General features: G+C 49.0%; 18 protein-coding genes and 1 tRNA gene. 13 read left to right on the forward strand and 6 right to left on the reverse strand.

All coding sequences use genetic code 11. The annotated features are described in order from the left end of the window. The first annotated feature begins 1 nt into the window (after nt 1). The 3 genes from ACO53F_RS07190 (at nt 2) to ACO53F_RS07200 (ending at nt 4059) form a co-directional block, all read left to right on the forward strand. Complete coding sequence (locus ACO53F_RS07190) at nt 2-2179, forward strand: Tex family protein (protein ID WP_485137881.1); 2178 nt, start codon at nt 2-4, stop codon at nt 2177-2179. Nucleotides 2180-2223: 44 nt separating this feature from the next. Beyond that, nucleotides 2224-3237 carry a glycosyltransferase family 2 protein gene (locus ACO53F_RS07195; RefSeq protein WP_485137882.1) on the forward strand — a complete coding sequence of 338 codons (1014 nt, stop codon included), beginning with the start codon at nt 2224-2226 and terminating at the stop codon, nt 3235-3237. Nucleotides 3238-3339: 102 nt separating this feature from the next. Then, nucleotides 3340-4059, forward strand: coding sequence for a YebC/PmpR family DNA-binding transcriptional regulator (locus ACO53F_RS07200; RefSeq protein ID WP_023392229.1), 720 nt, complete (start codon nt 3340-3342; stop codon nt 4057-4059). A gap of 56 nt (nt 4060-4115) precedes the next feature. On the opposite strand, the gene ACO53F_RS07205 is transcribed toward ACO53F_RS07200, so the two are convergent. From ACO53F_RS07205 to ACO53F_RS07220, 4 genes are read right to left on the reverse strand one after another with little or no spacing between them, the layout of a single operon-like run. Continuing rightward, nucleotides 4116-4715, reverse strand: coding sequence for a response regulator transcription factor (locus ACO53F_RS07205; RefSeq protein WP_268443609.1), 600 nt, complete (start codon nt 4713-4715; stop codon nt 4116-4118). 8 nt (nt 4716-4723) lie between these two features. Next, the gene (locus ACO53F_RS07210; protein ID WP_485137883.1) at nt 4724-5830 is read right to left on the reverse strand and encodes a histidine kinase; all 1107 of its coding nucleotides are present in this window, start codon (nt 5828-5830) and stop codon (nt 4724-4726) included. A 23-nt stretch (nt 5831-5853) separates the two neighbouring features. After that, on the reverse strand, nt 5854-6585 hold the full coding sequence (locus ACO53F_RS07215) for an ABC transporter permease (RefSeq protein ID WP_485137884.1): 732 nt from the start codon (nt 6583-6585) through the stop codon (nt 5854-5856). Nucleotide 6586: 1 nt separating this feature from the next. Further along, nucleotides 6587-7483, reverse strand: a complete 897-nt coding sequence (locus ACO53F_RS07220; protein WP_485137885.1) for an ABC transporter ATP-binding protein — start codon at nt 7481-7483, stop codon at nt 6587-6589. Nucleotides 7484-7704: 221 nt separating this feature from the next. On the opposite strand from ACO53F_RS07220, the gene ACO53F_RS07225 reads away from it, so the two are divergent. Both ACO53F_RS07225 and ACO53F_RS07230 read left to right on the forward strand, forming a co-directional pair. Beyond that, nucleotides 7705-8391 (forward strand): zinc metallopeptidase, encoded by a 687-nt coding sequence (locus ACO53F_RS07225; RefSeq protein ID WP_485137886.1) that lies wholly within the window; start codon nt 7705-7707, stop codon nt 8389-8391. 21 nt (nt 8392-8412) lie between these two features. Next, entirely contained in the window at nt 8413-9618 is a 1206-nt protein-coding gene (locus ACO53F_RS07230) for a YcjF family protein (protein WP_485137887.1), read from the forward strand. 47 nt (nt 9619-9665) lie between these two features. On the opposite strand, the gene ACO53F_RS07235 is transcribed toward ACO53F_RS07230, so the two are convergent. Continuing rightward, entirely contained in the window at nt 9666-10319 is a 654-nt protein-coding gene (locus ACO53F_RS07235) for a YigZ family protein (RefSeq protein WP_485137888.1), read from the reverse strand. Between the two features lie 104 nt (nt 10320-10423). Between ACO53F_RS07235 and ACO53F_RS07240 the strand changes: the two genes are divergently transcribed. Then, nucleotides 10424-11296 (forward strand): DegV family protein, encoded by an 873-nt coding sequence (locus ACO53F_RS07240; RefSeq protein ID WP_485137889.1) that lies wholly within the window; start codon nt 10424-10426, stop codon nt 11294-11296. Between the two features lie 65 nt (nt 11297-11361). Here ACO53F_RS07240 and coaA read toward each other — a convergent pair whose 3' ends face one another. After that, the gene (gene coaA, locus ACO53F_RS07245; protein ID WP_314181370.1) at nt 11362-12297 is read right to left on the reverse strand and encodes a type I pantothenate kinase; all 936 of its coding nucleotides are present in this window, start codon (nt 12295-12297) and stop codon (nt 11362-11364) included. Nucleotides 12298-12448: 151 nt separating this feature from the next. Here coaA and mvk point away from each other — a divergent pair, with 151 nt between their 5' ends. The 7 genes from mvk to guaA all read left to right on the forward strand — a co-directional run bounded on the left by mvk (nt 12449) and on the right by guaA (nt 24598). Then, entirely contained in the window at nt 12449-13444 is a 996-nt protein-coding gene (mvk, locus tag ACO53F_RS07250; protein WP_485137890.1) for a mevalonate kinase, read from the forward strand. 16 nt (nt 13445-13460) lie between these two features. Continuing rightward, nucleotides 13461-14453 (forward strand): diphosphomevalonate decarboxylase, encoded by a 993-nt coding sequence (gene mvaD, locus ACO53F_RS07255; RefSeq protein WP_485137891.1) that lies wholly within the window; start codon nt 13461-13463, stop codon nt 14451-14453. Between the two features lie 14 nt (nt 14454-14467). Continuing rightward, nucleotides 14468-15613 carry a phosphomevalonate kinase gene (locus ACO53F_RS07260; RefSeq protein WP_485137892.1) on the forward strand — a complete coding sequence of 382 codons (1146 nt, stop codon included), beginning with the start codon at nt 14468-14470 and terminating at the stop codon, nt 15611-15613. Beyond that, nucleotides 15613-16686, forward strand: coding sequence for a type 2 isopentenyl-diphosphate Delta-isomerase (gene fni / locus ACO53F_RS07265; protein ID WP_485137893.1), 1074 nt, complete (start codon nt 15613-15615; stop codon nt 16684-16686). The genes ACO53F_RS07260 and fni overlap by 1 nt, the downstream gene beginning before the upstream one ends. 237 nt (nt 16687-16923) lie before the next feature. Next, nucleotides 16924-22692: an endo-alpha-N-acetylgalactosaminidase family protein gene (locus ACO53F_RS07270; RefSeq protein ID WP_485137894.1), complete on the forward strand. Its 5769-nt coding sequence runs from the start codon at nt 16924-16926 to the stop codon at nt 22690-22692. A gap of 133 nt (nt 22693-22825) precedes the next feature. Beyond that, nucleotides 22826-22908 (forward strand) — tRNA-Leu (locus ACO53F_RS07275). 139 nt (nt 22909-23047) lie between these two features. Next, on the forward strand, nt 23048-24598 hold the full coding sequence (gene guaA / locus ACO53F_RS07280) for a glutamine-hydrolyzing GMP synthase (protein WP_485137895.1): 1551 nt from the start codon (nt 23048-23050) through the stop codon (nt 24596-24598). The last annotated feature ends 177 nt before the right edge of the window (nt 24599-24775 follow it).

Here is a 24775-nt window from a genome sequence, read left to right on the forward strand (position 1 = left end):
CATGACAGTAACATTAACACATGAAGTACAAGAGGTAGCTAAGGAACTTAAGTTGCCGGTTGATAAGGTCAGTGTTGTCTTAGAGCTCTTGGCCGAAGGCAACACCATTCCTTTTATTGCGCGCTATCGTAAGGAAAAAACAGGCGCCCTAGATGAAGTCCAAATCCATGAGATTGAGACCCGCTATCGTTATGTCACGCAATTGGCCGAGCGTAAGGAAGAAGTTAAGCGTCTGATTGATGAGCAAGAAAAACTGACTCCAGAATTAGCTGGGCAAATCGAAGCGGCTAGCACCTTGCAACAAGTGGAAGATCTCTATCGACCTTATAAGCAGAAGCGTCGTACTAAGGCCATGGTGGCTATTGAACAAGGCTTGGAACCTTTGGCTCAATGGTTGTTGAATGAGCAGGCAGGGGACGTCGAAGAGACTGCTGCTGGCTATCTTAACGAAGAAGTTACTGATGTGGCAGCTGCTCTAGCCGGTGCCCATGAAATTCTGGCCCAATGGGTGTCAGACAATGCTGCCTACCGCGAATTTATCCGCAAATACATGCGTTATAATGCCATCCTCAAGACCAAGCTCAAGAGGGAAGAGGCGGACCCTAACCAAGTCTATGCGATGTATTATGACTTCGAAAATAAACTTAGCGACCTACCAGCGCACCGGACCTTAGCCCTCAACCGAGCTGAGAAGGAAGAGGTTATCAGCGTATCTATTGAGGTGGATGAAGCGCCGATTTTCAATTATTTGGAGCGGCATGTCCTAGCTGAAAATCTCCCAGAAGCTAAGCGTGTCTTAGGGCAGGCGGCTATTCGAGATGCTTACAAACGTTTCATCTTTCCAGCCATTGAGCGGGAACTTCGTAATGAAGCGACTGAGCGGGCAGATAAGCAAGCCATCCAAGTCTTTGGTGACAACCTCAAACATTTGCTCCTGACGCCACCTCTTAAGGGACGGACAGTGCTGGGCTTGGACCCTGCCTACCGTACAGGCTGTAAGCTAGCGGTCGTCAACCAAACCGGTAAGGTCTTAGATAAAGGGGTTATTTACCCTCATAAACCAGCAGGTGAACGCCAACGTCAAGCGGCTAGTGGCCAATTGGCAGACTTGATTAAAGCACACGGGGTCGAAGTCATTGCTATTGGGAATGGGACCGCCAGTCGGGAATCTGAGCAGTTCGTAGCTCAAGTCATCAAGACCTTGGACCAACCAGTTAAATATATGATTGTTAACGAGGCGGGGGCTTCTGTCTATTCAGCTAGTGAACTAGCCCGTCAAGAATTTCCGGATTATCAGGTAGAAGAGCGGAGCGCGGTTTCCATTGCTCGCCGTCTGCAAGACCCTTTGGCTGAATTGATTAAGATTGATCCAAAGTCCATTGGTGTGGGTCAGTATCAGCACGATGTGGCTCAAAAGCAATTGACCGAGGAACTAGACTTTGTAGTTAATACCACTGTTAACCGAGTGGGCGTGGATGTCAACACCGCCAGTGTTTCCCTTTTACAACACGTGTCGGGTTTGACTGCGACGACGGCCAAGAACTTGATTAGCCTTCGTGACGAGTTAGGTCGCTTTGAAGACCGCCGTCAAATTAAGGATGTCAAACGCCTAGGCCCTAAAACCTATGAGCAAGCCATTGGCTTCCTCCGGATTGTCGGAGGTAAGAATCCACTTGATCAGACCGGCATTCACCCAGAGAGTTACGCAGTGGCGCGTATGATTCTGGACCGTGCAGGTATAGCCCTAGACGCGATTGGCTCTGATCATGCAGTGGAGGCCTTAAGTGCCCTTAAGCCAGCTCAACTAGCTCAGGAGCTAGAAGTAGGTCAGGCAACCATTGTCGATATTATTGAGGGGCTCAAGCATCCCCTACATGATATCCGGGACGCTGGTCCAGCACCGATTTTACGTGAAGATGTCATGTCCTTAGACGATCTCGAAGTTGGGATGCAACTACAAGGCGTAGTCCGCAACGTAGTCGACTTCGGTGCCTTTGTGGATATTGGGGTCAAGCAAGATGGCCTGATTCATATTTCCAAACTATCCAAGAAATTCATCAAGCATCCTTCAGAAGCGGTAGCTGTGGGGGATATCTTGGAAGTTGAAGTCACTGTCTTAGATAAGAAAAAAGGCCGTATTGGCCTCAAGCGCCTCTTCAAGAAGCCTGCCCAAGGCTAGGAGCCATTGACTTCAATGTTTCGACTAGAAAGGTAGAATATTTAATGAAATTACTAACTGTGGCAATCCCCTCATATAATTCCGCAGATTATATGGGACGGGCTATTGAGTCCCTCTTGCCGGCAGGCGACCAGATTGAAATCTTGGTCATTGATGATGGCTCTAAGGATGAAACCTTGACCATTGCTCATGACTATCAGCGTCGCTATCCAGACCAGGTCAAGGCTATTCATCAGGCTAACAAGGGGCATGGTGGGGCCGTCAATACTGGTCTAGCCCATGCGACGGGCCAATATTTCAAGGTAGTAGACTCTGATGACTGGGTGGATGAGTCGGCTTTGGCGGCGGTTATGGCAACCCTTGAGCGCTTTGAAGCAGAGAATACCCAGGTGGATGTTCTCTTGACCAATTATGTTTATGAGCAGGGAGAGGAAGGCGCCAAGCGAACGGTTCGCTACGAGCGTAATTTGCCTATTAATCAGTTCTTTGGTTGGGATGAAGTCAAGCCTTTCTCAGTAGGCGAGTATCTCATGATGCATTCATTGATATATCGGACCCAACTGTTGAGAGATTGTGGTCTTATCTTGCCAGAACACACCTTCTATGTAGATAATGTCTTTGTCTATCAACCGATTCAGCATGTTCAGCGCCTCTATTATCTGGATGTCGACTTCTATCGTTATCTGATTGGCCGAGATGACCAGTCGGTCAATGAACGAGTTATGATGGGGCGGATTGACCAGCAACTTAAGGTCAACCGACTCTTGATTGAAGCGGTTGACTTTAGCCAACCGCTACATCCTAGCATTCGCCAGTATTTGCTTAAACATTTGGAGATTGTCACCAGCATTTCTAGCGCCTTGCTCAATCGTATTGGGACACCAGAAGCGATAGCTAAGCGCCAAGACCTCTGGAACTTCCTACAAGAACGTAACCCTGAGGCCTTCAAAGTCTTGCGTTATGCTTTCTTTGGCCGCTTAACAACAGCGAATACGCGAGTAGGACGTTGGGTTTCCAACCAGGTTTATAAAGTCATTCGTAAGGTCGGGGGCTACTAAAAGCCTACTTGTCCACTGGCAAGGCAAATGAGTGTCAGACCTTGCCATAGCGGGGGCTTAGCCTTATAATAGTAATATCTTAAGAGAAAGTGATGTGAAAGAATGGGACGTAAATGGGCCAACATCAAAGAAAAAAAAGCCAAGTTGGATGCCAATAACAGTAAGGTCTACGCAAAATTCGGGATTGAAATTTACGTAGCAGCTAAACAAGGCGATCCAGATCCCCATAGTAACCAAAAATTGAAATTTGTCATTGATCGTGCTAAGACCTATAATGTGCCTAAGCATGTCATTGACCGTGCTATCGAAAAAGCCAAAGGTGGCGGCGACGAAAGTTTCCAAGAGCTCCGCTACGAAGGTTTCGGGCCAAATGGTTCCATGATTATCGTGGATGCCTTGACTAACAACGTAAACCGGACTGCCAGTGATGTGCGGGCGGCCTATGGTAAGAACGGCGGGAACATGGGTGTCAGCGGGTCTGTTAGCTACCTCTTCGACGCGACAGCTGTTTTCGTTATCGCTGGCCAAGATGCTGACGAAATCATGATGGGCTTATTAGAAGCCGATGTAGATGTCCGTGAAGTAACGCAAGAAGGTGAGTCTGTTGTCGTTTACGGCGAACCTAACGACTTCCACGCCATTCAATCAGCTTTGGAAGCCATGGGGATTAGCGAGTTTGAAGTGGCAGAATTAGACCTCTTACCACAAAACGAAGTGACCTTAACAGGTGACGACTTAGCTAAATTCGAGCGTTTGATTGAAGTCTTAGAAGACAATGACGACGTTCAACGCGTTTACCACAACGTGGACTTAGAAGACTAAGATAAAGTAAAAGACTGAGAAGCTGATGCCTCTCAGTCTTTTTTCTTTGCGAAATTTTAATACCAACCATTTTCTTGGCAGATACGGATGGCATCCGCCCGGTTTTTAGCGCTTAGTTTTTGCAGAACGGTAGACATGTAGTTGCGGACGGTACCTTCTGATAGATGGAGCTCCTGGGCTAACTCCTTGTTGGAGAGCCCTTCTCTAACGCCTGCCATGAGCTGGCGCTCTTGTGGGGTCAAGGGGTTGTGATGAGTGAAAAGGCGATCAACGAGCTCAGGCGCATATTCTTTCTTACCCGCTAGGATGTTTTCTAGAGTTTCCATGAGGGCATGGACTGGGCGCTCCTTGAGGACGAAGGCATCGACATCGGCTTTAAGGGCGCGCTCGAAGTAGCCGGGACGCTTGAAGGTGGTGAAGATGAGGACCTTAACCTCAGGGTGATGGGACTTAGACCACTCTAGCACATCTAAGCCACTGGCGTAAGGCATTTCAATGTCTAAGAGAGCGATATCGATGGTCTGGCTACCTATAATTTCCATGGCTTCCTGGCCATTTTTGGCTGGGTGGACGCTTTCTACTTGGTCTTCCAGCTCTAGGAGTTGACAGAGGGCATCTCGAAGCATGGCTTGGTCTTCTGCAATTAAGAGGCGCATGGAATCACCTATCCTTTCTCGTAGGGCATTTTAAGTTGGATTTGGGTAGGTTGGCGACGACTGAGGATGTTTAGCTGTCCACCTTGAATTTGCAGGCGATCTAAGATGGTGTGGAGTTCACCTTCTTGCACGGGGCCAAAACCTTGCCCATCGTCTTCTACAAAGGCGTAGAGGAAATTGTCGTTCTGCCAGAGACGGATGAGCACATGCTTAGCTTGGGCGTGCTTGATGATATTGTTGCAGGCTTCTAGCAAACACAAGGCTAGGGTGGAGGATTGGTCCTGAGTCAAGGACAGGGTACCTAGTTGGTTGTCAATGACCACCTGGATGCCAGATATTTCTAACATTTCTTGCAGCCGGATGAGTTCGTTAGCCAAGTCGTGGTGGTCTAAGTCGTTGATAATGGCCCGCACCTGGTGCATCGCTTCCTGAGTTAGGTGGTGAATATCCTTGACATGTTCTTGGGCGGCCTCATATTTCTGACGGTCCATCAGGCTAGTGGCTAGTTCGCTTTTAACAGCCAAGGTGGCGAAGAGATGGCCTAGGTTATCGTGGAGGTCACGCCGGATTCGATGACGTTCATTCTCAGCTAAAAGTAGGTTGATTTGTTTGTTTTTTGCTTCTTCTCTTTCCTGCATAAGCTCTCGCAAGCGACCGAAGCGCTGACCGATGGAGAAGAGGATGATGAAGCTGATTAGCAGGCCCAGATAGAATAACTCAATGGGACCCAAGCCCTGCCAAGTATGATAGAGATAGATGCCTAGAGCGATGCCATAAATGCTTAACCAGCGCCAGGACAAGAGGGAAGAACGAGGGAAACAATAGGCCATGACATTGCCCAAATAAAAGAGAAACCAAATGAAGTTAGGATTGAGGTAAAGAGCACAGTAACAGATAAAGCTTGCCGCATAAATCCAACTCAAGGTGACAATTCGTTGGTCTCGACTCCATAAGAGGGAGAGATAGGAAACTAAAAAGATAAAGGTAAAGCCCAAAAGCCCCCAATTAATGGGGGACTGATTGATGGATTCAATAATGGGGAATAGGATGAAGACTAGACTAATATAGAACATGATATGAGTCTGTTTCATCGCAATTTTCAGACGTTGGAACATGATAGTCCCTCCTTCTAAAGGACTTATTTTACTTCAATTTTACGTTGCACCAAGGCAATCAGGATTAAGAAGCAGATCCCATAGGCTACCAGTGCTAAAATGGAATCCCATGCCCAGACGCGGTTAGTATACCAGTTTTGGATGATTTGCATTAAGTGGTAGCTAGGAATCCATTTGGCTAGATTTTGCATCCATTGAGGGAAAAACATCAGAGGCATCCAGAGGCCACCTAAGAGTGACATGGCCATAAAGGCGATGTTCCCAACCATGGAGATGGTTTCTTCACTTGGCAAGTAGGAAATGAGGGCCCCAATAAAGGAGAAGGGAATCATCCCAACCAAGAGAATAAGAATGACCATGAAATAGTCACCGGCCGGTAGGGTAATTTGACGAACTAAGCCACCAAAGCTGAAGACCACGCCGATGGCGAGGGAATAGAGAAAGGCAAAGCGTAAGGCTTTTACTAAGTAATATTGTACCACAGACACCGGTGAATGGTGAAGAAAACGCCGCCAATTGGTGTGCTTGTCTGCAGTTAAATTATAGGGTAGGGCGAAAACGTTGAAGCTTAGAAGAGAAGAAGCCGTCATGGAAATCATCATGAAGACTCTGTAGCTATAAGGCATCTCCGCTTGATAGATACCAGAGAAGAGAAGGTAGAAAGCTAAGGGCATGCCGATGGCCATGACTAAACTTTGCCAATTGCGTAATGTAAAGTAGGTCTCTACCTTGATGAGGGCGCGTAAGTTTTTCATTTTATTTTACCTCGCTTTCTTGGTCGTCTCGGGTGGTTTCGAAAATACTATTGAGTAAGGTGCGGCGCGCGACTTCTAATTCACTGAAGTCACAACCCGCTTGGCTAAGGGCAGCCCATACTTCAGCACCATTCTTAGTATGGAAGGTCAGACTATCACTACTTTCGGTTAGGTCCATAATGTCTTGGCGTTTGGACAAGACTTCTTGGAAGCGGACTGGGACGGTAAAGAATTGGGTTAATTCTTCTGACCGCATACGGTGAGGGGTCGTGTCGCGAATAAGCTTGCCTTGGTGGAGAACCAGAATCCGTTCGGCTGTATGTTCGACTTCTTCAATGTAGTGAGAAGAGTAGAGAATGGTAGTGCCGGTTTCTTTGATACGGCGAATAATTTCCCAGAATTGTTGGCGGGTTGAAGTATCCATGGCAGCTGTCGGTTCGTCTAGTATGAGAACGGAAGGACGGCCAATCAGGGTCAAGGCGAAGCCCAGAAGACGACGTTGACCGCCGGATAAGGATTGGGTCATCTGATTGTATTGACTAGGACTGAAACGCAAAATGTCTTGAATTTCTTCCTGGGTCAAGGGGTAGTCGTAGATGGATTGGAAGAAGCTGATTAATTCTTTTACCTTGAGGTTCTTAGGAAGCTCGTTAGTCTGAGGTAGAAGGCCGATAGTGCTCTTGAGTTTGCGGTTACCTACGGCCATACCCTTAATAGTGATGGCCCCTTGGCTGAGGATTTTGTCATGGAGTAAGAGCTCAATCAGAGTGGTCTTGCCGGCCCCGTTAGGACCAATGAGGGCGATGCATTCGCCAGCCTCAATCGAGAAGTTGATATCTTGTAAGATGGGGCGACCTTTGATGGTCTTGCCAACACCTTTTACATTAATGAGACTCATAATAGTTCCCTCCTTGCTGTTGATATTTTTATTATAGGCCAAGCAATCGGAGGCTAGTAGTAGCGCCTGTCATGACATGATGTGACATTTGTCATGATTTGGGGGATAGGGCTTAAAGGCAAGATTTCTTAAGTTTTCCCAAAGGGCTCAGCCTAAAAGATGCCAAGGGTCCTTAAACTTGATATAATAAGGTATAACTTGAAAATAATGGAGGGATATCCATGAGATATTTATTTGACCCAACTTACTTCTTAATCATTATCGGGATGGCTTTTGCTGGTTATGCCCAATGGAAAGTAAAATCCACCTTCAGCAAATACAGCGAATGGGAAACTAGCAAGGGCACGACCGGTCGCCAAGTGGCTCAAGCCATTCTGCGACAAACCCTGATTAACAATGTTCAAGTCGAACATGTTTCAGGTGATTTGACTGACCACTATGACTCCCGTCACAAGGTCTTGCGTCTGTCTGATGCGACCGATATGGAGACTTCGGTTGCAGCGGTTGCGGTTGCTGCCCACGAATGTGGCCACGCAGTTCAAGACGCTGAGAACTACTTCCCGCTCCGTTTGCGTAATGCCTTAGTGCCTGTGACCCAAATTGGTTCAGCAGCGGCCATGCCAGTTATTATTGCCGGCTTTATCTTCCAAATGATGGGCTTGGTCCAATTTGGGATTATTCTCTTCTCCCTAGTCTTAGTCTTCCAAGTGGTGACCCTGCCAGTGGAATTCGATGCTAGCGCGCGGGCACTTAAAATTTTGGAACAAAACCAACTTTTGGCCCCAGAAGAAATGCCAGCTGCCCGCAAAGTGCTTAATGCAGCAGCCTTAACCTATGTGGCGGCAGCCAGTGCCACAGCCTTACAGTTGCTCCGTTTGATTCTTCTATCTAGTCGCAACAACGACTAATGTCAGTCCAGGAGGTGGCCTATGCGCCAACTAAATCAACTTTTCAAGCGTCGGGTCAACACCCAGCTGGTGGATGAGTTACTCAATAAAACCCAGACTGAAGTTGACAAGATGCAGCCCCTCAATGTCCTAGTAGCAGGTAAAACTGGGAGTGGTAAATCCACGCTCATTAATGCCCTTTTCCGGGAAAATTTGGCAAGCACAGGGGCCGGGCTACCCATTACTCAACAACTCGTGCGCATTACTAAGGAAGGCGTGCCTCTGACCCTCTATGATACCAAGGGGCTGGAGTTGACAGCTGAATCCCAACGGGAGGTCTTAGCCAGCTTGTCGGATCTCCTGATTGAGAAGCGCCAAGGCGATCCGCGCGATAAAATTCACGTGGTCTACTACTGCTTGAATTCGACCATGGCTAGAATTGAAGCCATGGAAATCGAAATCATCAAGACCTTGGCCCAGTATGTGCCGGTTATTCTGGTCTTGACCCAACAACTGGATCCAGGTAACCAGGAATTTCTTAATCAGTTACAGGAAATGGCTCTGCCAGTCAAGGGGATTGTGCCTATTCTGGCCAAGGCTTATAGCCTGCCAAAACAGGCTATAATCCCGTCTCATGGCTTAAATGAGCTCTTGGAGTTGAGCCTAGGTTTAGTGCCGGAGTCAGTTCACCGGGCTTTTATCAACGCCCAACAGGTCGATTTGGCAAGAAAGGTCAAAGAGGCTAGACGTTGGGCGCAAACCTATGTGACGACAGCATTTGGGGTTGGCTTTGTGCCAATTCCGGTAGCTGACGCGACGCTCCTAGTTCCCATGCAAATTACCATGTTGGCCCATCTATCGGCCATCTTCGGGGTGTCGTTAGAGAAATCCCAGTTAATTAGCCTAGTTATGGGTTTAGGTGGGACCGGTGGCACTACTTTGATGGGGAAACTCTTGGTATCATCCGTCTTCAAGATTCTACCTGGCTTAGGGACGGTAACGGGCGGTGCGGTGACGGGAGCCATTGCTTCTGGTTTGACTTTGAGTCTGGCCTACAGTTATATCGAGGTCCTTAAGCAGATTGCCACGGCAGAACGCCAAGGACGCGATATGCGCCTGAGAGAAATCCAGAAAATCATGAACCGCTCTTTTGAACAGCATGTGGCGGTTGTCAACCAGGTCTTGCCTGATAACCTCAAGCAAGGCGCCTTAGTTAACTGGTTGCAGAGCTTCTTCGAAAAGTTTTAGAGGACACAAAGACCCGAGACACTTGTCTCGGGTCTTTTGTATATATCTTAATCTAGGTCGGCTGCTTGTTTGACAGGGACATTGACGGTCTCCTCGCCTAGTTCTAGCCAGCCTATTTGACCATTGAAACGGTCGCGTAGTTGGGCTTCTAGGGTCGTAGCTTGGTCTTGATAGATAGCCAAAGTATAGGTGACTTGGCCGGCATATTCGGTGTCCATAACCGTGACATCCAAGTCACTATGGTCCAGAAAATACTGGAAGGAATCGACTTGGTTATAGCCCAGCTCTAAAGCAATTAGCAACTGGTTGACGTTAGCGACAATAGTAGCCTGATTCAAGGCTTCACTGACTGCACTGGAATAGGCACGAATGAGGCCCCCAGCCCCTAGCTTAATCCCGCCAAAATAGCGGACTACCACGGCGGCTAGGTTAGTTAACTGACGTTGCTTGAGAACTTCCAGCATGGGAACGCCGGCCGTACCCGCAGGTTCACCGTCATCACTCATTTTCTGGGTCAGGGAATCAGGACCGATGATATAGGCGCTACAATGATGCGCAGCCTTGTAATGTTCCTTGCGCAAGGCGGCAAGGATTGGTGGGAAGTCGGCTGGATCCTGGAGTGGATAGAGATAGCAGAGGAAGCGGGACTTCTTGATTTCGATTTCGTGGACACTGGCTTGATCAATGGTCAGATAGTTCATTAGGGCGCCTCCTTTCCACATTATTCTACCACATGGCAAGACATTTGGCGCGATATTTGATATAATCCCTCTGGAGCGTATTTTTGAATTAAGGAGGAATGTTGATGAAAGCAGCTGTGATTGTTGACTCTACTGCCTACTTATCAGAGGCCTTAGCCCAACATCCAGACGTCTATCAAGTTGCCTTGTCGGTTAATTTCAGCGATGGCTCAGTTATGAAGGATACTTCTGACCTGCAATTATTAAATGAATTTTACACCCGCCTCAAGTCTGAAAATCAATTACCGACAACTTCTCAGCCCCAACCAGGGGATTACTTGGCCCTCTTGGACCAATTAGTAGCGGCTGGCTATGATACGGTCTATGCCATTCACCTCTCCAGTGAAATCAGCGGAACCTATCAAACTGCTCGTATGCTTTTGAGTGAGTATGAGGACAAATTACAAGCCTATGCAGTAGACTCTGGCTCATCTTGTATGGTCATGGAAATCTTAGTCAAGGAAACCTTAGACTGGATTGACCAAGGTTTGTCAGCAGAGCAAGTGGGTCGTCGCCTAGAATGGTCGGCACGTCATTCGGATGTCTATCTCATGGTAGGAGACCTCAATAACTTGGTTAAGGGTGGTCGCTTGTCGGCTTCCAGTGCCATCTTGGGTAATATCTTACAGATTCGTCCTCTACTGCATTTTGAAGAAGGTAAGATTGCCGTTTCTGAGAAAATCCGCACGACCAAGAAGGTCTACCGTCGTATGGTGGAGCTAGTGTCAGAATGGCAAACACGCTACCCTCAGGGCGTGCATGTCGGCATTGGCCAAGCGGGTGCGCCAGAAGATCTAAAGGTATTAGATGAGATGATGAAGGAAGCCTATCCTGGTATGCCCCTTAGCTATACCAATATTGGTCCTGTCATCGGTACCCATACGGGTGATGGCACCAAGGGCTTAGGGATTGTGCCTAAGTTACCGGCAGATTTCTAAATCTATAACTTAAATAAAAAGTCGCCATAAGTTTAACTATGGCGACTTTTTTGTTTGTTGAAGTTCTAGTAATTCCGGACATAAATGCTATCTACCAAATGGTTGGAGGCCTTATGCAGAATCAGATCTGCCCGCTCACGTGTAGGGGCGATATTTTGAATCAAGTTAACTAGGTTAATGGTCTGCCAAGCCTCGTTAGCATATTGGCGGGCTTGTTCGCGTGGTTTTTGGGACAGATCGAAGTAGTAGTTATGAGGGTCTTGCTTGGCCAAGTCCAGTAAGAGCTCGAAACGTTCCATGTACCAACGTTGGATATGGACAGGGTTAGCGTCGATATAGATGGAGACATCGAAGAAGTCGCTGACATAGAGTTTCTGGTTCTGTGGCAGTTGCAAGACATTAATACCTTCCACAATCAGGATGTCGGGATCTTCCATAACGGCTTCTTGGCCGACTAAGACATCATAGACCTGGTGGGAATAAACAGGGTAGCTGACTGGCCCCTTACGCGTCTTAATACGTTGCATGAAGTCTAGGAGTCGAGGCATATCGTAGGAATCTGGGAAACCCTTGCGGCCTAGGATACCACGCCGAATTAATTCAGCGTTAGGATAGAGAAAACCATCGGTGGTCATCAGGGCGACCTTGCGCTCTGGATAGGTCCGGCTCAGTAGCTCATGTAAGACCCGGGCCGTTGTACTCTTACCGACTGCTACACTCCCCGAAATCCCAATGACAAAAGGCTGGTGGGATTGGAGCGAGGGATGGTTCTGGCCCTGAAGAAATTGATATTTGGCAGACTGATAGGCTTGTTGATAGGTCATCATCATGTCCAAATAATGAATCATAGGGGCATAGATGGTGGCCACGTCTGCCTGAGACAGGCGGTCATTAAGTGAGACCAGTCGAGCCAATTCATGGACCTGGGGGATAGGTTGGCCCTCTTGGTGGAGCTTTTGCCACTCTTGGGGCGCGTAGCGCGTGAACATTTCCAATGACATGAGATACCTCCTGACGGGGATGCTTAGGCTTATTTTACCACAGAATCTAAGAAAGTTTAAGATTGCTTAAAACTTTCCCTAAAAATCCCACTTTTTCCTGGGATGCGCTACAATAGAACATGACGAATTGACTCGTAAAGGGGACCTCTTTGTGCCTAAAAAGATGCTAGAAAATCAACATAAAGAATTAAATATAAAAAGCCAAGTAGCGGACAGTCCAGTGGGTATGGGGACCGCCCACGGTAAAGTTATCCTTATGGGGGAGCATGCCGTTGTCTACGATTACCCAGCCATTGCCTTGCCGGTACCAGCTGTGGCCATCCGTGTCCGGGTAACACCCACCCAACACAAGGCAGACTATTTGTTCTGTCGCTACTATAAGGGGCCTTTGGCAGATGCGCCACAAGAGTTGCAAAATGTTCAGGCTGCTATCAGTTTGGCTCAGGAGCATTGCGCGCCTAAAAAACAGGTCTCGGCCATCCATATTCGTATTGATAGCGACATTCCTCAGGAAAGAGGCATGGGGTCGTCAGCCGCTGTGGCGGTTGCCCTGGTTCGGGCTTTGGCCGATTACTATGGGGTCAGTCTGACTCAGGAAGTGCTGCACTACATGGTCAACCAGGCTGAGGTCTTGGCCCACGGTGCGCCAAGTGGCCTGGATACCTTGATGACCTCCACCACACAGCCCGCCCTCTATCGTAAGGGCCTAACGCCACAAGCCTTCCAAATGAACTTGGGAGGCTATCTGGTGATTGCCGATAGTGGCCAGGCAGGCCAAACCAAGCTTGCTGTCGCTCAAGTAGCTCAGCTAGCGCAAGACCGACCTGACCAGGTCATGAAGACCATGGCAGCTATTGGGGAATGCACCATTCAAGCCCAGCAGGCCATCCGCCAAGGAGATTTGGTGGCCTTGGGTCGTCTGATGACATACAACCACTATTATCTCAACCAGCTCAAGGTTTCGACCCCTGAGCTGGATAATATTGTCAAATCCGCCTGGTTAGCTGGCGCTTTAGGTGCTAAGTTAACAGGCGGGGGCTTGGGTGGCTGTGTCATTGCCCTAGCCAGCCAGGCCCAGCAGGCCGAGGCCATTAGTCAGGCCATGCGTCAGGCAGGCGCCGGCCGCACCTGGACCATGGCCATTTAAAAGGAGGAGGAGCCCGATGATTGAGCCAAAAGGGAGCGCGACCTATCGCGCTCATACCAATATCGCCCTGATTAAGTATTGGGGCAAACGCGACCAAGCCCTCTTCCTGCCGGTGACAAGTTCGCTGTCACTGACCTTAGATGCTTTCTACACCGATACTCAAGTGACTTTTGATGCCCAGCTAGCCCATGACCGTTTTATTCTCGATGGCCAGGAGCAAGAGGCTAGCCAAGTAGCCAAAGTCTCAGCCTTCCTAGACCGTTTTCGGGCGCTTGCCCAGACCGATTGCCGGGCTCTGGTGACCAGCACCAATCATGTTCCGACGGCAGCTGGCTTGGCTTCATCGGCCTCAGCCTACGCAGCCTTGGCCTGTGCGACCAATGCCGCCTTAGGCCTGGACTTATCCCAACGTCAACTATCTATTCTAGCCCGTCAGGGTTCAGGTTCTGCTAGCCGTAGTCTCTTTGGTGGCTTCGCTATTTGGCATGCGGGCCAGGGAGAGGACAGCGACTCTTCTTATGCTGAACCTTTTGAGGCAGCTGACTGGGATTTAGCCATGCTAGTCGTTATGGTTAACAAAGGGACCAAAAAGATTTCTAGCCGCCAAGGTATGGCCCAGACCATGGAGACATCGCCTTTTTATGCCTTGTGGCCTGATGAAGTTGCCAAGGATTTGGCTGCTATTCAACCTGCTATTCTAGCCCATGACCTAGACCGTGTCGGCCAAATAGCTGAACACAATGCCATGAAGATGCATGCGACCATGATTGCGGCCAACCCAAGCTTTAGCTATTGGGAGGCGGATTCGCTCAAGGCCATGGACTTGGTGCGACAACTACGGCAAGAAGGATTCACCGCCTATTTCACCATGGACGCTGGTCCTAATGTCAAGGTTCTCTGTCCAGCAAGTCAAGCAGAGGCTATTCGCGATCGTTTTATGACCGAATTTGATTCCAAGCAATTGGCGGTGGCCTACCCTGGCCCCGCACCTTATCCAATTCATAATTAAGAAGGAGGCAGCCCATGGAAGCAATGGACCAGCTTTTAGAGCTTTTTGATTTGGCACCTGAACTGAATTTTGGGACTAATCAGGGCTGGGCACCCGGCAAACTCTTTCTGGCGGGCGAGTATGCTGTCTTGGCCCCAGGCCAACCGGCCCTGCTCTTCGCAGTTAGCCAGTATTTGCATTGCCAAGTGGGCATCAGCCCCTGGCCAGGCCGAGGTCTGCTCCAGTCTAATCTGCCAAGCTTAGAAGACTGGCACTATGAGCGGGCAAGTCTCTATGAGGCTGATTCGGCTCAGTGGCGCTATGTTCTAGCCGCCATGCAAATAGTGGAAGACTTAGTTGAGCAAGTGGGGCGCCCTTTACAAGACTATCGCCTAAGTATAGACAGTCAGCTGCTAGCAGACAATGGTCGTAAATACGGCTTTGGCTCTAGTGGGGCAGTGACGGTGGCGGCTATTCAAGCTTTGTTGGCTTTCTATGGCTTGGTGGCTAAGTCGCCGCTCATGCACTATAAGTTGGCTGCTATGGCCATGATGCGCCTAGGTTCTAAGGGGAGTCTGGCTGATTTAGCGGTCAATGCTTATGGCGGCTGGCTCTACTATGTGGCCCCGGATCGGGTTTGGCTACAAGAAGCCCTAGCAAACCATTCGATTTTATCCCTGCTGAGTCAAGACTGGCCTAGTCTGGTCATCCAGCCTATGTCTGCGCCAGCGGATTTAGAGGTCTTAGTAGGCTGGACTGGCGTGCCAGCTTCTACCGATAACTTAATTGACCAGTGGCAGGACCGGTCTGGTGTCGCCTATCAGGCATTTCTAAGTTCGGCCAAGGAGACAGTCCAAGCCATCAAGACAGCTTTTGAGACTGGTGACAACTTAGCCATCCAATCGCGCCTGGCTGACTACCGACATTTATTACTACAAATTGAAAAACACAATACCCTCTCTATTGAGACGCCGGCCCTTCGAGAGTTGGTGACTATTGCACAAGCCTATCAATTCGAGGCCAAATCCTCGGGGGCTGGAGGGGGAGACTGCGGGATTGCGGTCGGCCAAGGCCAAGGACTCAAGAAAGAGTTGGCGGCAGCTTGGCAGGCGGCCGGCATCACCCTAGTCGAACTAGAGATAGGGGCGCCTCAAAGGCCCTCTGAGGAGGCAGGAAATTAATGCAAGAAGAAAACTTAATGGCCCATCGTAAGGCCGACCATCTTCACTTAGCCTTGGCCCAACAGGCAGGGGTTCAGACCGCTAGTTGCTTCGATCAACTACGCTTTGTCCACCATCCCTTGGCGCTCCTGTCTCAAGATGAGATTGACCTGACTACTCAGTGGGCTGGCCACACTCATGCCTTTCCTTTTTACATTAATGCCATGACGGGTGGTTCCAAGTTAACCGGCCAATACAATGAGCAACTGGCTATTGTGGCGCGGGAGACGGGGCTAGCGCTAGCGGCTGGTTCGGCTAGTGCTATGGTCAAGGATCCGACAGTGGCGACTAGCTATCAAGTGATGCGCCAGGTCAATCCAGATGGGTTTATCCTAGCTAATCTGGGGGCCCATCACAGCCTAGAGTCGGCTCAGCGAGTCTTGGAGGCCATGGGTGCCAATGCCTTGCAAATCCACCTCAACCGGCCCCAAGAAGTGGTCATGCCTGAGGGGGACCGCGACTTCAGCCAATGGTTAAAGCAAATTGAGCGCTTAGTGAATGGCCTGGATTGCCCGGTTATCATTAAGGAAGTAGGATTCGGTATGAGTCAACAAACCTTAAGATGCTTGGCTGAAGTCGGCGTGAAGACGGTGGATGTCAGCGGTCGGGGTGGCACTAATTTCATCCAGATTGAAGACCAACGACACGAGACACCTCAATTCCAAGCCCTCTACCAATATGGCCAGACGACGGCAGAGTCGCTCTTGGAAGCACGAGTAGCACCTGTCGAGTTGGAGATTTTGGCTAGTGGCGGTATCCATCAACCCGTTGATATTATCAAATCCCTCGCCATGGGAGCTAGAGCCGTCGGCCTAGCCGGCTACTTCCTGCACCATCTGGAAAATAAGGGACTTGAAGCGACCATTGAAGGGGTCAGAGCTTGGCAGGAGCAATTACGCCAACTCTATCTGCTTTTAGGTGCGCGTGATTGGCAAGAACTTCAGACTACTGATCTGATTCTGACAGGAGACTTGCGTAACTGGGCCCAAGACCGGGGCTTGCCTTTCCAAGACTTAGCGCGCAGACATCATTAATATTCAAGAGGCTGATTAATCAGCCTCTTTTTTATGCCCGAATTCTGTATAGACAGAGAAATTTAAGAAATTATGGGGATGGCTAGACAACAAGCTTTACCTCCATAAGGAACGTAATTAAAAGACAAATATCGCAAGAAAGCTAAATGATTCAGCAAGAATTTATAATTCTTTTTGTAAGGGGATACAATATAATAGAGGGGTAAGAAACTATTATATTTTATAAGGAGGATTATCATGCGAAATTCGATTCAGAACTTGTTTGATAAGAAGTGTCGTTTTTCCATTCGTAAGCTCAGTGTTGGGACTTGCTCCGTCATTATTGGGGCCTTTCTATTAGGCCAAAGTCCAAGCGTATCGGCCCAAGAAGCTGTCTCCGACACCCCAGCCACCAGTGAGGTAGAGCCTGTTCCGGCGGGAGCCATTGATGTGGTTGAGCCAGCTGCAAGTGCGGAAGCTACCCCTACAGCAACAGATACGCCAGCAGCGACAGAGACTCCATCAGAAGCGGAGGCGCCAGCGACAGAGACTCCAAGTCCTTCTGCCACTGAGGAGGCCAACCCTAATCCGAGTCCTGCGGCGACTGAAGACAAAGCAGTAGCACCAGACTGGACTGCGACCGGCAGCCGTAAGGGGACCGTCGAAGTCGTGGAAGAAGGAGGCGTACGCTACAATAAACTGGCTTCTACTGCTCAGAATGATAACGGACAGAACCCTGCCCTCTTTGAGAAAAAGGGACTGGAAGTGGACCAGGATGGCAATGCCAGTGTCAACTTGACCTTCAAAGACCTATCAACAGAAAAACAATCCCGCTTCGGGGTTTTCCTCAAGTATAAGGACCCTGCCAACCATATCTTCGTCGGCTACGACCGCGATGGTTGGTTCTGGGAATATAAATCGCCTAAGGCTAGCACCTGGTATCAAAAAGGTCGGGTAGCCGCCCCTAAACCAGGAGAGGTCAACAATCTATCCATCACTTACAAGAAGGATGGCCAGCTCAATGCCACTAATAATGGGAAGAGCCTCTTCGATACCTTACTAGTGCCAGAAGAAGTGAAGACGGCCTTAGAAGGACAAAATAAAATTTACCTCAAGGCGGCAACTTGGGGCAATGAACGGACTAGTGTGGCTGTGCAGGCAGACGACCAGTCTAACCTCAAGCCAAGTCAACCAGATAATGGAGCAGTGGATCCAGGCCTAGCAGCCAACGACCAAGATGTTGTCTACGACCACATTCGTTCAGATGTCTTAGATGCTGAAATTGATACCCTCTTCCCACGCATCAAGCACTATCAGTTCGGCGGCCATACTATGACCGGGCAAGTGCAAAAACTAGACAAGCTCAGCATTAACGGGACTGATGTTAAGCCTCAAGTGACTTACCGCAAGGTGGATCAAGCGACTGCCGAGTACACGCTGACGGTTAAGAATCCTGAAGCCTTTATTGATGCGGTTATTACTGTACAACTCAAGGTAGTGGGCAATGAATTGCACTTTGATGTGACCAAGGTAGAAAACAAAAACTTGGTGACCATGGGCAAAGAAATCGATAACCCTCGTAAATTGATTTCGACGATTGAATTCCCAGGTAACACCCTAGTTTCTGTCGGCTCTAATCAAACTGGAGCCAAGTTCGATGGCTCTTGGATGTCCAATAATACCCACCGGGCAGGTGATAGCCATGTGGACCTAGTGCCAGGTAAGATGGATGACTTCGCCTATGGCTTCATGTATGGTTTTGTTTCCTCTGACAAAGTCGCTGCCGGGGTTTGGAGCAACTCACAATTTAGCTACGGTGGTGGATCTGAAGACTTCACGCGTCTGACCGCCTTCAAGCAACGCGTAGCCGGCGTTAACTATATCGGGATTCAAAGCTCCCCTTACTACTACCAACGGGCCTATGGCAAACTGGTTTATCCTGAATATACCCTCGAATTGCCAAGTAGCAAGGTGGTCTTCGCCCAAGACCTTAATAAGGATAAACAAGTAGACTGGCAGGATGGGGCCATCGCCTTCCGCAAGATTATGAATAACCCTAAAGGTTCTGAAAGTGTGCCGGATCTGGTAGCTTACCGGATTGCTATGAACTTCGGTTCGCATGCCCAAAACCCATTCCTCATGACCCTAGACGGGATTAAGAAGGTCAATCTGCATACGGATGGCCTAGGACAATCTGTCTTGCTTAAGGGTTACGGCAGTGAAGGGCACGACTCTGGCCACCTCAATTATGCCGACATTGGCCGTCGTATTGGGGGCGTCAAAGACTTCAAGACCCTGATTGAAAAATCCAAGCAATATGGGGCCAAACTAGGGATTCACGTCAATGCTTCTGAAACCTATCCAGAATCTAAATACTTTAGCGAAGCAATCTTGCGCAAACGCGAAGACGGGACTTATAGCTATGGTTGGAACTGGCTAGACCAAGGGATTAACATTGACGCGGCTTACGATTTAGCTCATAACCGTCTCAAACGCTGGAAAGACCTCAAAGAAACCTTGGGTGAAGGCCTAGACTTTATTTACTTAGACGTATGGGGCAACGGCCAGTCCGGGGACAACGGTGCTTGGGCTACCCACGTGATTGCTAAGGAAATCAATAGCCAAGGCTGGCGTTTCACCATTGAGTGGGGCCACGGGGGTGAATATGATTCAACCTTCCAACACTGGGCAGCTGACCTAACCTATGGTGGTTATACCAACAAGGGGATTAACTCCAATATTGCTCGTTTCATCCGCAACCACCAAAAAGATGCATGGGTAGGGGATTATCCACGTTATGGCGGGGCAGCCAACTATCCACTCCTAGGTGGTTACGACATGAAAGACTTCGAAGGTTGGCAAGGCCGCAGTGACTATGAAGGTTATATTACCAACCTCTTCGAACACGATGTCATGACCAAATTCTTCCAACACTACAAGGTAGCCAAGTGGGTCAACGGCCACCCTGTCCAAATGACCGATAATGGCCAAACCTATAACTGGACTCCAGAAATGGAAGTGCATTTGGCTAATGAAGCCGGCGACCAAATCGTCATCAAGCGTCTATCGAACAATCCAAATGATGCGGGCTACCGTCAACGTACGGTCACCCTCAACGGTCGTGTGATTGAAAATGGCGGTGCTTACCTGACCCCATGGAACTGGGATGCTAACGGTAAAGCCTTGACTGGCGACAAAGAGAAGATGTACTTCTTCTCCAAGACAGCTGGGCAAACCACCTGGACCCTGCCAGAAGCTTGGCGCGGTGATAAGGTCTATCTCTACAAGTTGACTGACCAAGGTAAACAGGAACAAGTAGAGCTAGCTGTCGATAGCCAAGGTCGCATTACTATCGACGCCCTAGCGGATCAACCTTACGTGCTTTATAAAGTAGCCCAAGGCAAACGCACCATGACCTGGAGCGAAGGCCTCCACCTCTATGACCAAGGTTTCAACAGTGGCACCTTAGATCATTGGACTAAGACAGGGGATAGTCAACACGCGCAAATCGTTAAGTCTCAAGGGGCAAATGAAATGTTGCGGATTGAAGGTAACAAGGAACGGGTGACCCTAACGCAGAAACTCACCGACCTGAAGCCTAACACCCGCTATGCTGTCTATGTTGGGGTGGATAACCGTAGTAATGCCAAGGCAGATATCACCATTAAATCTGGTGACCAAACCATTAGCAACTACACCCATAAATCCATTGCCAAGAACTATGTTCAAGCGCACGCCCACAACACCTTGCCTAAGAATGCAACAGTTGGCAATACCAGCTACTTCCAAAACATGTATGTCTTCTTCACAACAGGTTCAGACGTCAGCAACGTTACCCTGACTCTGGGTCGTGATGCCGATCAAGAAGCTACTTACTTCGATGAAATTCGGGTCTTTGAGAACCAGTCCACGATGTATAGTGGTAAGCACGATACGACGCCAGGTACCTTCAAACAAGACTTCGAAGAAGTGCCACAAGGGATTTTCCCATTCGTTATCGGTAACGTTGAAGGGGTAGAGGATAACCGGACTCACTTGTCAGAACGGCATGATCCATATACCCAACGGGGTTGGAATGATAAGAAGATTAACGACGTCATCGAAGGCAACTGGTCGCTCAAGACTAACGGTTTGACTGGACGTGATAAATTAGTCTATCAAACCATCCCACAAAACTTCCGCTTCGAAGCAGGAAAAACCTATCGTGTCACCTTCGATTATGAAGCAGGCTCTCACGATGCCTATGCCTTTGTCGAAGGGGATGGCGAGTACACCCGTCGCAGCAAGCTCAAGATGCATAGCTTACGCAATACCTGGGAGGGTTCCAACAAGCCAGGTAAGGCTAGCTTCATCGTCCAAGCCTCTGATTCTGGCAATACCTGGGTAGGGATTTACTCAACTAGCCGAGGTTCCGACAACAAGGGTGAAACCGGTAGTGCCGTAGATTTCCGCGGCTATAAGGACTTCATGATGGATAACCTCCAAATTGAAGAAGTGACCGTTACAGGTAAATTACTGGTGGACGAAGCTTACAAAGAAAATGTGCCAGTGGTAGACGGCAACTATACACCAGGTAGTCTAGAAGCTTATAAGAATGCCCTGCTGGCCTTGACTGAAGCCGACGATAACATTAGCGTGGAAGATGCCAACAAGCTGATTGAAGCCGTTCAAACAGCCAAAGAAGCCCTACAAGCTAGACGTTCTGCTGCTAACTGGGATGACATTGAATCTGTCGACGCCCCTTATCATGAAGGGGAAGAATTATGGTATGCCTTCGATGGAGACAATAGTAGCTTATGGCATACGCCGTGGGATCGTCGGGCCATCGGCGAACCAGCTACGGTAAACTTCAATAAAGTATTGGAAATCACACGCTTCGAATATGTGCCACGCCAAGACGCTTCGAACGGTCGCCTCAAGAAGGGGAACCTAGTCTTAGTGGATGAGGAAGGTAAGGAGCATCGCTTTGAATTTGACGGCTGGGCCGACGACGCTAAGACCAAAGTGATTCCATTCGATAAGCCAATTAAGGTCAAGAAGGCAACCATTACTGGGACAGAGTCCTACGGGGATGGTGGCGCCTTCCAATCAGCGGCCGAATTACGCTTTGTCTTACCAGAGATTGCCGATACGCCACTAGATCAATCCGCTTATCAAGCGCAATTAGAGCGGGTCAAAGCCATCGATAGTCAGGAGGCTCGCCAGGCGCTCAAGGCGGTAGATGTCTATTACCAAGGCCTCAGCCGTGATAACTTATTAACCAAGTTGGCCCTGGACCGTATGACTGATTACCTCAAGACAATCAAGACGCCTGAGCCAAATCAACCAGACCAACCAAGTCAACCAGATCAACCAGGCACTAAGTTGCCACTCTATGAAACCCAAGGGGTTAAGGTGACCCTCAATGCGGACAAGACCGAAGCGACTTTCGAGGATAATGACGGCGATACGCGCGTTTCGGTTAAGATTCCAACCAAACACTTGGATCCAAGCATCGTGGCAGTATCTGTTGTGCCGCTCAAAGAGAAGTTGGCAGCCCTAGGCGAAGACGAGCACCAAGCCTATGAAATCAGCTTCCTCAACAAAGACGGCAAGGAAGTCCCTGTCAAAGGTGATGCTAAGGTTATCTTCCCAGTGGACAAGGCTGTAACCAAGGCTTACTACTTGACCAGCGACACCAAAGAAATCGTCAATGAAGTGCCATTTGAGATGATGGATGATGGACGTGTGGCCTTGACGGTTAACCACTTCTCGCTCTATGCGGTAAGTTTCGGTAAGCGTCAGGAAACTCCAAGTCAACCATCTACTCCTAGCCAGCCATCCACCCCAAGTCAACCGGCTAACCCAGCAGAACAAGCTGGCGGACCATTGGTGGCTCAGGCTGCTCAAGTAACGCCAAGTGAGGGCAAGGGACAATTGCCAGCTACTGGTGAAAGTGATCAAACCTTACTCTTCAGCGCAGCTGCCCTATCCTTGCTAGCCGGATTAGGCCTCGTTGCAACCAAACGTCCTGAAGATCAAGCCTAGTTTAGATAAGAGAGGTTGAGACTTTTGTCTCAGCCTCTTTTCTATTTAGGGCAAGGAGGCCAGCAATAAAATTATGAAAAAAATTGCTTGCCATGCTTAGTCCAGGATGCTATAATAATCGAGTAGTGATTTTGCGGTCATGGCGGAATGGCAGACGCGCTGTCTTGAGGGGGCAGTGGGGGTATCCCCGTGGAAGTTCGAGTCTTCTTGGCCGCATCACCGAGGAGGGGCAACCCTCCTTTTTTGTTATATATAGGGTTGGGGCGTGACAGCCTAACTCTCATCGACATTTAATGACACCGGGACAGGGTTTTGGTACAATAGGCAATAACAAGATGAAGTAAAGGAGCAAAGCATGAAAACACAGGCATCGTTAGAGAAAATTATTGTGTTGGATTTTGGGAGTCAGTATAACCAGTTGATTACCCGCCGTATTCGGGAATTTGGGGTCTTCAGTGAATTATTAGCCAATGATACCAGTGCTGCCGACATTCAAGCCGAAGGCAATGTCAAGGGGATTATCTTCTCAGGGGGACCACATAGCGTCTATGCTGAGGGTGCCTTCACCATTGACCCCGCCATCTTCGAATTGGGGATTCCAATCTTAGGGATTTGCTATGGCATGCAGTTGACCACCCATCTCTTGGGCGGTAAGGTCGAATCTGCTAACAAGCGCGAATATGGTCGCTCCATGTTAGATGTTCACCAACGTGAAACAGGCCTCTTTGCTGGCTTAGATAGCCATGAGAAGGTTTGGATGAGTCATGGTGACTTAATCGTGCAAGTGCCAGAAGGTTTCAGCGTGACGGCGTCTAACGATCACTGCCCGGTGGCGGCCTTCGAGAACCCAGCCCGTCAAATCTACGGCGTGCAGTTCCACCCAGAAGTGCGTCACTCTGAGCACGGGAATGACTTGCTCCGCAACTTCGCTTTCAATATCTGTGGGGCCAAAGGCGACTGGTCCATGGAAGACTTCATCGAAATGGAAGTAGCCAAAATTCGTCAACAAGTCGGTGACCGCAAGGTCTTGCTTGGCTTGTCCGGTGGGGTAGACTCCAGCGTCGTAGGGGTGCTCTTACAGAAAGCTATTGGCGACCAATTAACCTGTATCTTCGTCGACCACGGCCTCTTGCGTAAAGGCGAGGGCGACCAAGTTATGGATAGCCTAGCTGGAAAATTCGGTCTTAACATCATCCGGGTTAACGCCAAGGATCGCTTCTTGTCCAAGTTAGCTGGCGTGAGCGACCCTGAACAAAAACGTAAAATCATCGGCAACGAATTCGTCTATGTCTTCGATGATGAAGCGGCTAAGCTGGAAGGGGTAGACTTCCTAGCCCAAGGGACCCTCTACACCGACATTATCGAGTCTGGGACCAAGACAGCCGAGACTATCAAATCTCACCACAACGTGGGTGGTCTGCCAGAAGACATGCAGTTCGAGTTGATTGAGCCCCTCAACACCCTCTTCAAGGACGAAGTACGTGCCTTGGGGACAGCGCTGGGGATGCCAGACAGCTTGGTATGGCGCCAACCATTCCCAGGCCCAGGTCTGGGTATTCGGGTTATCGGCGAAATCACCGAAGAAAAACTCGAAATCGTCCGTGAATCAGACGCCATCTTGCGCGAAGAAATCGCCAACCATGGCTTAGACCGTGACGTATGGCAATACTTCACCGTACTCCCAGGCTTCAAGTCTGTTGGGGTTATGGGGGATGGCCGGACCTACGATTACACCATCGGGATTCGTGCCGTCACCTCTATCGACGGGATGACCAGCGACTTCGCCCGCCTACCGTGGGAAGTGCTACAAGTGATCAGCGCCCGCATTGTTAACGAAGTAGCCCACGTTAACCGCGTGGTCTATGACATTACAAGTAAACCACCTGCAACCATCGAGTGGGAATAAAAGTAAAGAGGATAGAAACCTTGATTTAATAGGGTTTCTATCCTTTTTTTCTTGCTTTGAATACGCTAGGCCTAAAAATTGACACAATTTGTGAATCTTTCGACGAATCATTTCATCAATATTTATGGAACATTGTTATGTCACTCAGCAATGATACCATAACTTATATATGTACTA

The sequence above is a fragment of the Abiotrophia sp. genome, from assembly GCF_057275535.1.